Here is a 12,031-nt window from a genome sequence, read left to right as displayed (position 1 = left end):
CGCCCGCAGATGTCTACTTCGGGCGTGACAAAGCCATTCTAAAACAACGCGAAAGGATCAAACGCAAGACGCTCGAAACGCGACGCTTGCATCACGGCAAACACGCCGCATAATCACACTAACCAGATGAGCCAAACTCTCACTTAGTTTAAGCCGCTCTTGGTTCCAAAATCCCTGACGACGGACACCGCGCAGATAGCGGGCGGCGCGGGCGCGGGTAGATAGTATCGGTTCAGCACAGCGCGAAGCTGCAAGAAAAGAGTATGATCCATTTCGATATCCAATCGGCGTAAAGAAAAAGGGCGGGCACTTCGCCGCCACCAATCACCGCTCGCTCAATAGCGCAAAGGCCCCTGAGCCGCTTCAAGGGTCGGATTTCAATCAGGCCTTCGGCCTGCGCTGACGTATTCTAACATATTTGCGGAAAAATGTCGCGCGGCAGCCCGACCCTGTGGCTCAAAGCTTGCCGTCTTTGATCCATTCGTCCAGCAGTTGCCGGCTGACCTCGAAATGCATGCTGTCTTCGCGGCCCCATGCCGCGCCCCAGACCCAACCTTCGCTGCGGAAAAAATCTGCGAGGATGGTCAGGCCAAGCTGGGTCTTGCCGTCGCCCAACGTATCCAGAACGCCGTCGATATTGAGATCCACCGCAAGCCCAAAGGAATGGGTCGATGCCCGCCCCCGCGTGCCGCGGATCTGTCGCACACACAATGCGCCTGCTGTGTTGATCCGCGCATACAGATCGGGGTCCGTCACTTGAATGTTTTTCATGATCTCGCGCAGGGAATCGATGGCTGGTTGCAGCATCCGGACCCGAATGGGCCCCACCTTCTCCGTCACAAGCTTTCCTTTCAACCGCGGATTGGTCATCGCTTCGCAATTGTCGGACAAAACCTCTCGCGGGGGACCGAACACTTTGGTCAGATGGCGCGGGCCAGCAATGACCAGCCCGTCATTTACCTTGCGGCGGTTGGCGATCAGAACCACCTGCGCATAGGAATCAATGATCTCGTTTGGCCCGCTTTGACGGAAGGTATCCGCGTCATCCGGCACCGTGTTCAATCCACCCCCGCTCCCCATGGGCGCACGAGATGCCTGCGCCGCCACATTGGACAACTCGGAGGTCAATTGTTCCATTTGAATTTGCAAATCTTCAACCCGCTGGTTGAGCATCTCAATCTCGATACGGGCGCCGGAATCAATCGCGGGGCCATCGATCAGGTTTTCCTCAACCAACACCGCGGGCAGCAACAACCAGATGATTGGGGCCAAGACAATCGCCAGGCTGATAAGGATCGCAGGAAGCAAGCGCATGATCTGATGTCCAACAAAATGCTGCCGAAACAGCTTGGCGAGAGTAAAGCCTGCTTCGGCGCTCTGGCCAAGCGGAAACCACCTCAGAGTTGCACAGCCGGCTCAAAACCGTTGTGAGACTGGGCTGGCTAGGATAGACTTTGATTATATTATCCCGATCCCCTTGAAAGGAAGCGCGTTATGATTTCTCGCAGTAGAACATTTATGGGTATGACGCTTGCAGTTGCAATTTCTGCAATGCCTCTGACCTTCGCCGCCGCGCAGACCACTTCTGAAATGACCGCAGAAGAGATCACTCAAGCCTTCGAAAAGCAAAAGACCCGTGGGCTGGTACTGGTACCTGCGGATGGGACTGGTACAGACACGGCGACGGAAACCGCCGCAGTTCAACCTGCGCAAACCACCTATTCACAGGTGGACAAAGCCGATCAGGTGAACATCAAGATCAAGTTCGATTTTGACAGTGCCTCGTTGCGCGATGACCAGAAGTCAAAGCTGGATACACTGTGTCAGGTGATGAACGCCGTTGACGTCAAGCTGTTCCAGATCGTTGGACACACCGACAGCTCGGGATCAGCGTCTTACAACGAAAACCTGTCCTTGCTGCGCGCCCAAGAGGTCAAGCGGCATCTGGTCAACGAATGCGCCGTAGATGAAAACCGCCTCGAAGCGATTGGTCTGGGCGAAAGCGCGCCTTTCGATGCATCCGATCCCCGCAGCGATGACAACCGGCGCGTTGAATTTCAGGCATTAGGTTGATGGATCTCGCCGTCCCTGCGGCAGCGACAGCACCATGACAAAATCCCTTCCCAGCGATCTGTTCCAGATTGGCGATCTGGTCAACAACACCTACCGGATCGAGGCCATTCTGGGCCGGGGCGGGACATCTGATGTCTATCGCGCCAGATCGGAAATTTCTGGCCGTCTGGTTGCGCTGAAGGTTCTCAAGACCGAATTTGCCAACAACGATGACTATCTGCTGTTGCTCACCCGCGAAGAAGCGATGCGCGAGATCCGCCATGACGCGGTGGTGCGCTATGCCGATAACAACCGCACGCCGGATGGCCATGTCTATCTGCTGATTGATTATGTGGATGGTCCGGGCCTCGACAAAAAGCTCAAAGACGGGCCGATGGCGGCGGAGGATCTGTTGGTCATTTGCCGGCGCGTTGCCCAAGGGTTGCAGGCCGCCCATGCGCATAACATTTGCCACCGCGACCTGTCACCCGACAACGTTATCCTGCGCGGCGGAGATCCTGCGCAGGCGGTGATCATCGACTTTGGCATTGCCAAAGACACCAACCCCGGCGCCGAAACCATTGTCGGAAACGAATTTGCTGGCAAATACGCCTATGCCGCGCCCGAACAGATGGCGGGCAAAACGGACGAGCGGACGGATATCTATTCCTTGGGTGCGCTGCTTTTGGCCAATTTCCGCGGCAAATCCCCCGACATCGGCAACAACCCGATGGAGGTGGTCAAGAACAAGGCATTGGCGCTTGATACCGATGGCGTGCCAGAGCCGTTGAAAACCCTGCTCGACAAGATGACCGATCCGGTGCCGGACAACCGCTATCAAACTGCGGCAGAAGTTTTGGCGGCACTGGATGGCACGGACGCCGATACGGCTAAGGATGAAGCCGATGATTTGTCAGATGCAACAATCATCGCGCCCCTGCCAAAGAAACAACCCGTGGCGCCGCCCCCTGCTCAGGCCAAGCCAGCCGCACCCGACAAATCTAAACAAGAACCGCAGAAATCCCGAATCCTGGTTCCGGTAATTGCCGGGTTGGCTGTGGTGGCCGCAGTGATAGGTTTGTTCCTGTCCGGCATATTTTCCTCAGCCCCGAGCCTGCCCATCGCTGACCCTTACCGCCTGTCCATGGCCCGCGCCAAAGACGCCCTGCCCCGCGCCGTTGGGTTTGTGCCATCAGATGTGGTGGCCGACGACATTCGCGAACGGATACGCGCCGCCAATGGCACCACCGATCTGACCCTTGCCAGCGGCGCAATTGCGGAAAGCTGGGGCACGGATATCCTGACCATTCTGGACGCCGTGGATGATCTGGAGGTTTGGCGAATTTCTATCTCGGGCAACGATGTGGAAATCGAAGGCGAGACAACGGACAAAGCCAGCTATGACCAACTGCAAACGCTGTTTGAAACAGGCACAATTGGGGCGCTGCAAACGGATGCGGCCTTCCGCCTGAACGAAATTGTTATACCAGCAGAGCGGCTGACCCCGATCCTCAAGGCGCGGGCCGATTGTGGGCCGCTGTCCCTGATCAACCCGCCTGCGGTGGGCTATGGGCTGGGCAGTGAGATCACGGTCGGCGGCACAATGGCCAGCCAACAAAGCCGCGCCGCCCTTAGTGACGCGCTTGGCGCGGTTGCAGGTGATCGACAGGTGAACGTCGCGGTTGATCTGCTGAACCCAACTTTGTGCCTGATGGAAAGCATCCTGCCCAAAGCCCCGACCAGCGCAATCGACGTGGCCTTTTATCAAGGTGACAACGGCAACGCCCCGAACCTGACCGGTGATTTCATCGTAGGCGAAAACCCGGTGATTGATGTGCAATTGCCGGCGGAAATCACCACTGGCTATCTTTCGGTTTCGGTCCTGGATGTATCCGGCAATGTCTTTCACCTATTGCCCAACATCAGTCGCACCAACAACGCAGTAGAGGACCTGCGCAATGGTGAAGCGGGACCGCAGACCATTCGGGTGGCCCATGCGGTGAACAGCCCACGAGAGAACGGCGAAATCGCCTTTCGGGTGGACGATTCAACGGTTGGAAAATCCAAGATCATCGTGATCCATTCCAGCGCGCCCTTGTTCGATGAAATGCGCCCCACCAGCGAGTCCGCGCTCAGCTATTCAGAGGCATTGCTGGCCCAAGAGGGTGTCAGCCAAACCGAGATCTATTCACTCGACAGTAAGATCCTGACCACCGCGACGCGCTAGGGTCAGTCAACATCCACGACAATCACAGTGATATTGTCCGCGCCGCCACCATCCAATGCGATCTGGATCAACCGGTCGGTGATCGTCTCCAGCGGTGATTGCGCAAGTACCCGTTCGAGCATCGCAAAGGTCGCATATTTGGTCAGCCCGTCAGAGCACAGCAAAAACCGGTCACCCGGCTCCACTTCGCCGCGCACCTTGTCCAGCTCCAGATCTTCACCCACCCCGACCGCGCGGGTGATCGCATTGGATTGAGGATGCTGCTCGGCCTCGTCCCAGGTCATTTGCCCGGACTGAACCAACGTGGCGACGATGGAATGGTCAGCCGTCAACATCTGGATCTCACCATCCCGGAACCGGTAGATGCGACTGTCCCCGGCCCAGATTCCTACGAAATGCGAATTGGCCAGAACCAGACACGCCACGGTCGCGCCGATCACTTCGACCTGCCGTGCTTGCGCTTCTTTTAGGATCACGCCATGGGCAGTTTGGATCGCGCCGCGCAACGCGTGCATGGTCTCGGCGGCAGGCAAATCAGGATCAATCGTGGCAATGAGACCGGTGATCAACTGGCTGGCATAATCACCTGCTGCATGGCCGCCCATACCGTCGGACACCACCCAGATTTTCTGTTCAGGCAGCGCCAGCAAGGAATCCTCATTGACCGCCCGTTTGAGCCCGACATGGGTCCGTGCATTATAGCGCACCTGTGTGACGTCGCTCATGTCGCCTCCTCTGCCCAGACGGGTGCATCAAAATCAAACAAAGCCTGCATGTTGGGCCCTTCTGGCAGGCCTTCGCAAACCAGCAACCGTTGATCGCCCTCTATCTGTGCGCTCCAAACACTCGGCGCCCTGAGATGCGCGGGCATGGACCGTCCGGCCAGTGCTGCCAAAAGATCAGGCTCTGCTCCAGTTTGCTTAAGGGTCATCCGGTCCGCGCCTTGCGACACCTGCGCACCCGTTCCTGCCCGCGGGGCAGCCAGCCCGTCCAAGGCTGCGGCCAGACCATCACGGCCCGTTTCATCATCGAGTGCGGCCAGCGCAATTTCTTCGAGTTTGGCAAACAAATCCGCATTGGAAAAATGGTCCGCCATAAGAGGCCCATCCGAGGGCAGCGATGCCACCAGTGTCAGCGGAAACCGCCGCCCGACCCGATCCACAGATGGCATCAATACGCCGATGATCTTGCCCGCCCCGGCGAGCCCCGGTGAAAGGCAAAACCGCCAGATCGGCACCGACATGTAAAGGGCATCCCACTGCCCGCCATAGGTATGCGTGCCCGACACCAAACAGCGCTGCAGCCAAGTGTCCCAAACGGAGACAAAGCCGGGGGGCGGATCCAGTCGAAAGAAATCCCCGATGCTGGGAATTTTGCCATACGCACCAAACCCAGCCGCCCCCATCAGAATGTCTTTGGGCAGCTGAATTTCGACAAGGCAGGCAAGGCAAATGGATTGATCACCGAGCCGGACTGAAGCTGGAAGATCGCGATGCGCCCGCCCACCGTAAAGATCACCCGCTTGCGATCAGATACATTGGTGCGCCGAACCGCTGCTGCATTCAACAGCCGGAACCATGCCCAAGGACCATCGCGTTGTAGCACGCTTTCGATGTTGCGGGGCTGCGGGTCAAACACCAAACGCGCCAGCCCAACCCCGCCCGGCCATTCCACCGACACCGGCGTTGGCGCCCGGTCTCCGTGAGAAAAGTTTACCTGACTGCCGTGAATTTCCAGCGCCACAGACTTGGCCTTGGGATCAAGTGCTTGGGGCATGATCTGGAACTGGATCGTTGGCGTTGCGCCACCAGCAAAGAACGCCTCGCGGATCTCGGCGGCATATTGCAGCTGTTTGAGGACCGCAGGACTGATCCCCAAATCCACATCATTCACACGTTTCCACGACCAAGGCCGGGTGCGCGTGTCGATGAACTTGAGCAGGTTTTCATTGACGAAACTGTCAATCAGACCGCTTGGGCCAAACAGTTTTTGAAAATCGGCAATGGCCACATCGGCCCGCGCCCTTTGATTGAACGGATAGCGGTCGGTCAGCGCCTGTTGGCAGAATGGCAGAATGCTGGACTGCCAGCGCGCATTGATACCCGAACGGGTGCTGTCCGATGTGATCCCGGATGATCCGGACGCAATTTGTGTTGCCCAGCGTTCCAGCGGCCCGTCTGCGCGGGCAGCAGCATCAAGGAACCGTTTGATTGCGATGCCCCCCTCGCCATCCGTGGACGAGCCGGAAAAGCTCATCTTATTTAGCTCTTGATACAGCTCTGTCAGCAGGGTCATCAATTCACCAAGCTGCGACGGAAGGCCCGGTTCGGGGGCTTCTGTAAGCCGGTGCAGCCACTCAAACCGTTCTTCAACATAGGTGCCCGGTGCCTTGGGGGGCGGCGCACCCGTTGCAGCGGCGGATTTCGACAGCGCCTCTAGCAAGATACGCGTCCGATAACTGACCGAACGCTGCACCTCATTGTCCGCCGCTTGACCAAGGTCAGCCGCGACACCAGATCCACCAGAGGCCCCTGTCTCAGAGGCCAGCTTGGTCTCTTCCGCAATCGCCTCAAGCAGGTTCACAATCGGCGAGGTAGGACCAGACAGGACATTGGTGACCTCAACAGCATGGCTAAGAGATTCTAGCGGGATGATGTCCACATCCCCCAAAATCGCGTCATAGCGCGAGATATAGTCGTTGTAGTAGAGATCCAGCACATCCCGGCTGAGTGCGGACAACGCCTGTTCGGTTTGCTCGGCCTCGCCGCGCGGACCAAGCACCCAGCTTTCGCGCTGAATCCGCGCCGCCACGCCCAAAGCCTCATCCAAGAACACCCGGTTGAACCCCGCATGGGTAAAGATCCCCTCGATCCCTTCGTTGAGCGCCTTACCGGAGGACCGCACAAACACCCGCGACACCGCTGGCCCGCTGACATCCGTGATCCGCCATTTTGGCAATTCGGTCGCGGCAGGACTGTTGATGATGCCGTTATAAACTCGCTGCGCCAATGGCATTTCAGACAGCAAACCCTGCACCTGTTCGACCAAGGGACCATTCAGCGCAATCTCTTGCATCGGCTGCGTCAATAGCGCCTCAAGATGTGTCTCAAGGTCGGCGCGAAAGGCATCACGGGACGGACCGGGATAGGCAAGCGACCAATCCAAGACCATCCATTCACGGACAAGATCCTGATTCATCGGCCCTTGCAAGCCCAGCATCAGATAGATCTTCAGCGCCTCATAAAGCAGGTCAGGGTTGTTCATATTGCCGCTGATCTGTTCTTCCAGACGCAGCAAGAGCCGGGGCAAAAACCGCTGGTTCAAGGCGCGGCGATACGTCTGTGCCGCCTGCGATCCGATGACCTCGCCTTGATAGAGGCCATAGGTCAGTTTGCCCTCCGGCTTTGGCGCATCCACTGTGGGGTTGTCGGGCAGCATTTGCAGCACATTCAGTGCCTCAACCACCGGCACCAGATCGGTATCGCCAATCGGACTGCTGGGCAGGGCCGCCGCCACAACGCTATAGCTTGCGACATTTTCATTGGCCTCGGCGATCAGCGCACTGTTGCCCTGAAAGGACCGCACCAACAGCGCCCCAACGCCAAGCGCGACCAGCACGGTCGCGGCAATGGCAGCCCATTTTGTGATCTTGTATCGGCGTTCGACCTTGGCATCGGCAGACACCAGGCCAGCCTCGGGGAAGATCACCTGTTCAAACAAGCGGGTCAGGAAATAGGACCGCCCCGCGCCCTGCCCGCTGCCAATGGCTTGCCGGCCAATCCCAAACGTCCGCGCCATGCTGAGCATCAGACGGTCAATGGGCGTGCCTTCCTGCGTGCCTGAGGTAAAATACGCCCCGCGCAGCATTTGCCGCTGTTGATAGCGGTTTTCTTGAAACACTTCGTTCAGGAAGGTGCGGGCCACCCCGCGCATGGAAGCAACCTGACTGGGGAAACCGGCAATCAGCGACCGGCGCTGCGGGTCGGTTTCGGTTTGCATTTTCTCAAGAGACTGCGAATTGAGCCGCTCCAACAGCGCGGCAAATTGTTCATCAAATCCGGCCACAGGGGAGGCATCGCCCTTGGCTGTGTCCAGCTCAAAAGTGAAGCCCCAGACCTGTTCACGGTCTTCCTTGCCCAAACTGTCATGGAACTCCATGAACCCTGCAATCAGATCGGCCTTGGTAAACAAGACATATACCGGGAACCGCGCCGCAAGGGTTTCGCGCAATTCGACCAGACGTTTGCGCACCGCATTGGCATGGCCTTTCTGGGTGATCTCGTCCTGCAAGGCCAGATCACTGAGGCTGATGGCAATGATTGCGCCATTGATCGGCTGGCGTTTGCGGAATTTCTTGAGCAGGCCCAAAAACCCAAGCCACGCGGCATTGTCCGCCTTGGCGTCACTTTCCTGCGTTGTATAGCGGCCAGCCGTGTCAATCAGCACCGCGTCATTGGCAAACCACCAATCACAATTGCGCGTCCCGCCAACCCCGCCAATCGCCGCCTTGCCCATCTTTTCGGCCAAGGGGAATTGCATGCCGGAATTGACGATGGCCGTTGTCTTGCCCGCGCCCGGCGGGCCGATCATGATATACCATGGCAGTTCGTTCAGATGCGCCCGCCCGTTTTTGGATTTGCGCAAATCCGCCATCGCGGTCTTTAGCTTGGTCCGCAGCTCCGAGATTTCATCGCCGACAACATCATCGCCAGAATCCACACTTTCGGCGATCTCTTCGACCATCGCCGTTTCTTGGCTGCGCCGTTTGAGGAAGATCCCAAGCGAGATCCCCCCAAAGATCAGCAATACACCAGCAACAACTATCAGACGGACCAACACAGACCCAAGCGGCCTGAATTCATCGCCGCCAAACAGCGGTCCAAAATACCAGATGCACAGCGACAGAACGATGGCAAAGAACGCCAGAACAAAGTGGATGGATTGGAAAAAGCGGAGAAACTTCATGCGTCTTTCTCCTGCACGAGGATGACTTCGATGCGGCGGTTGGTGGCCCGCCCTTCCCGTGTGCCGTTGTCGGCGATAGGTTCGGCATCCGCTCGGCCTTCGGCGCTAAGGCGGTCGGACTTCTGAACCGTTGCGGCCATGGATTTCATCACCGATTTGGCCCGCGCAAGGGACAGATGCATGTTGGACGGAAACCGCGAAGACCGGATCGGCACATTGTCCGAATGCCCCACGATAATAATCTTGCCCGGCTCATCGCGCAGCGCCTCTGCCACACGTGCAATTGGTTTTTGAAAGGTATCCACCAACCGGTCGGAACCGGAGCCGAACATGCCAGACCCGGCGATGCGGATCACCAATGTATTGCCCTTGCCAAAAACTTTGACCAACCCTTCGTTGATCTCAGGTTCCAGAAAGGACACGACCTTTTCGATCTGGACATCTTTGGTCGGAACCGGCGGCGGAGGCGGCGCGCGGCGTTCAAGCTCGGCCACGGGGCCGGCATCAATCACCGACAACTGCCCGATCAAATTCTCGGTCCGGTTCGACAAAACGTAACTCAATCCCGCAAATTCAGCGATCAACAAGATCCCTGTGACGGCCAAAGCGATCCAAACCGGTTTCCATGCCGACATGGCGCGGTGGGGTTTATCAACGCCCTTCCATTGCGGTGACAGGTCGCGTTCAAAATCGCCGCGTTGCGCCCGGATCAACTGCGCCAGACCAAGCCGGATACGTTGGTGTTTCTCCGGCCCGCCCTGTTCAACCCGCAACCGCCCCTCAAAGCCAAGCGAGAGGCACATGTACAGAAATTCCAACAATTCCAGATTGTTGCCCGCGTCCTTTTGCAGCCGCGCCAACAGATCATAAAACCGATCACCACCAACGGTCTCGCGGTGGAAGGTGCCGACCATGGATTGCAGGCCCCAGTTTGATTGCCCGCCCCATGGGGTGTTCAGCACAATGTCATCTATCGTGGCACAAAGCGCATAGCGCGCGGCCTTGACGGTTTGCGCGGCTATTCCGGCCTGCAAAGCGCGGTTCTCAAAGGCGCGAACCTCCGACACAACCGACTGGCGCAGCTTTTCCGCGTCCATATGTTGGGCTTGATTCTGGATGCGGCTGACCAAGGCAAAAAGCGGTGCAGCGCAAGCATTCAGCGAGTTCATCCCCGTCAGGACAAGTTCTGGCTCATTCTGGGATTTGCGAGCTTCCGGGGCGCTGCGCTGGCCACCTTGCGGTGTGGGCACGCCAAAGGCCTCAGGCGCATTTCCTTGCGGCGCTGCCTGATCTTGCGACATCGGCGGGGGCGTGACGGGCGCAGGCGCGGCAGGTTGCGATTGCGCTGCCGAACGGCGCCCGCCGGGGTTGGGCTTAATCACCGTCTTGTCGGTATCGCCAGGTTCGGCGAACGGGTCGTCATCAGACATCGCGGCAAACCTTTCCTAGCTGTTTCGTATCGCCCAAAGTTCCATCTCAAGGCCGGGGTATTGCCCCGACACATGCACGGCGATCCCGCCCGAGGTGGTCATCTTGCCCCAATAAGGGCTTTCTGCATCCAACTCGAAATAAACCGTGCCCGCGTGATAAGCGACCTGACGGGGCGCAATCGGCAAGGGTCGCAACGTGATCCCCGGCAGCGCCGAATTGACCAATTGGCGGATTTCCTCAACCGGCCCGATCTTGGATTGCCCGGCAAAGTGGCGACGGATGTCTTCGGCCGGCACGTCCGCTTTGACCGCAAGCACAAAACCCGCGTTGGACAGCAATTTGCGGTCGGCAATGATACCAACGCTGATGCCGTATTTCCGCTCTTCCAAAGCGATGGACACCGCCGTTTGTTCCAAAACCGCACTTAAGTATTGCCGCAGGGCGCGGAACACCGGGTTGAAGGTGCCGCGCAGATCATCGTGTTGATAGGCCGGAAACAGCGGCGCTTCCTTGTTGTCGCTCATAAAGGCGGCCAGTTCCCCGGCCAAAGACACACATGCGCGATAGGCGGCCTCTGGATGCAGGTTTTCGATGTTGGCAAAATGGCGGAACACCGGCAGCGCCCTGTTCACCGTCATCAAAAGCAGAAAATCGGAAATATCCGCCGTGCCGCGTGCAGGGCCGCTTTCAGACAAGCGCCCAGCAAGCGCCTGCATCCGGTGCGACAGCAACCCTTCGAGTTCGCTGATAAACCCAGCCAATGCGGGGGCTGCACGCACATCCAGACAACTGGGAATAAAAGAGCGGTCCAGCAAGATCTCTTTGTCCGGGCGCACCTCGATAATCCGCGCAATTGGAATCGCCAGCATGTCCGATAGATCATCCACCGCCAGCGCAAATTTCAGGCGCAGCTTGCCGACGCCAATCGTCACCGGCTTTTGCCCTGCGCCCGCGGCATCCGTGACCTCAATCTCGGAGGGCAGCAACCGGCTGGCCGAATGGCCGCCATCGGTCATGTCGACCTCGCTTGCGCCTTGGCGACGTTGCGGGATTGTCAACAGAACAACGCAATCCTTGATGTTTTCAGGCACCTCAAGCGATGGCGGATGATCTTCGGCTTGCGGCACCCGAAACACGGTGCCGTCCTGCGTCAGGCCAGAACAGTTTTTGAGGCTGAATTTGCCAACCTTCAACGCCTCTTCGTCAATCTCAAGAGACGAAAAGCCCCATGAGTACGGCAGAGTTCGACGCGCGATACCTGCAATCAGCGATTCAGTGTATCGATCAGCCTGCTGGAAATGATGGGGTTGCAGAAACAGCCCCTCGGTCCAAAGCACTTTGTTGTCCCAGGACAAT

The 12,031-nt window shown here is 58.1% G+C and carries 8 protein-coding genes; 2 read left to right on the top strand and 6 right to left on the bottom strand.

Translation table 11 applies throughout. The features are described from left to right. Window positions 1-456 precede the first annotated feature (456 nt). Window positions 457-1,314, bottom strand: a complete 858-nt coding sequence (locus C8N31_RS18780; RefSeq protein WP_025049891.1) for a M15 family metallopeptidase — start codon at window positions 1,312-1,314, stop codon at window positions 457-459. A gap of 237 nt (window positions 1,315-1,551) precedes the next feature. Here C8N31_RS18780 and C8N31_RS18775 point away from each other — a divergent pair, with 237 nt between their 5' ends. Together C8N31_RS18775 and C8N31_RS18770 are read left to right on the top strand one after the other, a co-directional pair. Further along, window positions 1,552-2,073: an OmpA family protein gene (locus tag C8N31_RS18775; protein WP_231476910.1), complete on the top strand. Its 522-nt coding sequence runs from the start codon at window positions 1,552-1,554 to the stop codon at window positions 2,071-2,073. Between the two features lie 34 nt (window positions 2,074-2,107). Next, on the top strand, window positions 2,108-4,279 hold the full coding sequence (locus C8N31_RS18770; RefSeq protein WP_025049893.1) for a serine/threonine protein kinase: 2,172 nt from the start codon (window positions 2,108-2,110) through the stop codon (window positions 4,277-4,279). Between the two features lie 2 nt (window positions 4,280-4,281). On the opposite strand, the gene C8N31_RS18765 is transcribed toward C8N31_RS18770, so the two are convergent. From C8N31_RS18765 to tssK, 5 genes are read right to left on the bottom strand one after another with little or no spacing between them, the layout of a single operon-like run. Continuing rightward, on the bottom strand, window positions 4,282-5,004 hold the full coding sequence (locus C8N31_RS18765; protein WP_025049894.1) for a PP2C family protein-serine/threonine phosphatase: 723 nt from the start codon (window positions 5,002-5,004) through the stop codon (window positions 4,282-4,284). Then, on the bottom strand, window positions 5,001-5,684 hold the full coding sequence (gene tagF / locus C8N31_RS18760; RefSeq protein ID WP_025049895.1) for a type VI secretion system-associated protein TagF: 684 nt from the start codon (window positions 5,682-5,684) through the stop codon (window positions 5,001-5,003). The genes C8N31_RS18765 and tagF overlap by 4 nt, the downstream gene beginning before the upstream one ends. Next, window positions 5,684-9,244 carry a type VI secretion system membrane subunit TssM gene (tssM, locus tag C8N31_RS18755; protein ID WP_025049896.1) on the bottom strand — a complete coding sequence of 1,187 codons (3,561 nt, stop codon included), beginning with the start codon at window positions 9,242-9,244 and terminating at the stop codon, window positions 5,684-5,686. Before tssM ends, tagF begins: the two co-directional genes overlap by 1 nt. After that, on the bottom strand, window positions 9,241-10,674 hold the full coding sequence (gene icmH, locus C8N31_RS18750) for a type IVB secretion system protein IcmH/DotU (RefSeq protein ID WP_025049897.1): 1,434 nt from the start codon (window positions 10,672-10,674) through the stop codon (window positions 9,241-9,243). The genes tssM and icmH overlap by 4 nt, the downstream gene beginning before the upstream one ends. Window positions 10,675-10,689: 15 nt before the next feature. Continuing rightward, window positions 10,690-12,030, bottom strand: a complete 1,341-nt coding sequence (gene tssK / locus C8N31_RS18745; protein WP_025049898.1) for a type VI secretion system baseplate subunit TssK — start codon at window positions 12,028-12,030, stop codon at window positions 10,690-10,692. Window position 12,031: the final 1 nt, after the last annotated feature.

The sequence above is a fragment of the Sulfitobacter mediterraneus genome, from assembly GCF_003054325.1.
Taxonomy (GTDB): Bacteria; Pseudomonadota; Alphaproteobacteria; order Rhodobacterales; family Rhodobacteraceae; genus Sulfitobacter; species Sulfitobacter mediterraneus.
Note: the sequence above shows the minus strand (reverse complement) of the source record. Positions and strands in the feature narration are given on the sequence as shown.

Excerpts from the sequence above, each read along its gene's own strand:
- C8N31_RS18780 (WP_025049891.1), bottom strand. The coding sequence starts at position 1,314 with ATGCGCTTGCTTCCTGCGATCCTTATCAGCCTGGCGATTGTCTTGGCC.
- tssM (WP_025049896.1), bottom strand. The coding sequence starts at position 9,244 with ATGAAGTTTCTCCGCTTTTTCCAATCCATCCACTTTGTTCTGGCGTTC.
- C8N31_RS18775 (WP_231476910.1), top strand. The coding sequence starts at position 1,552 with ATGCCTCTGACCTTCGCCGCCGCGCAGACCACTTCTGAAATGACCGCA.
- icmH (WP_025049897.1), bottom strand. The coding sequence starts at position 10,674 with ATGTCTGATGACGACCCGTTCGCCGAACCTGGCGATACCGACAAGACG.
- C8N31_RS18770 (WP_025049893.1), top strand. The coding sequence starts at position 2,108 with ATGACAAAATCCCTTCCCAGCGATCTGTTCCAGATTGGCGATCTGGTC.
- tagF (WP_025049895.1), bottom strand. The coding sequence starts at position 5,684 with ATGGGGGCGGCTGGGTTTGGTGCGTATGGCAAAATTCCCAGCATCGGG.
- C8N31_RS18765 (WP_025049894.1), bottom strand. The coding sequence starts at position 5,004 with ATGAGCGACGTCACACAGGTGCGCTATAATGCACGGACCCATGTCGGG.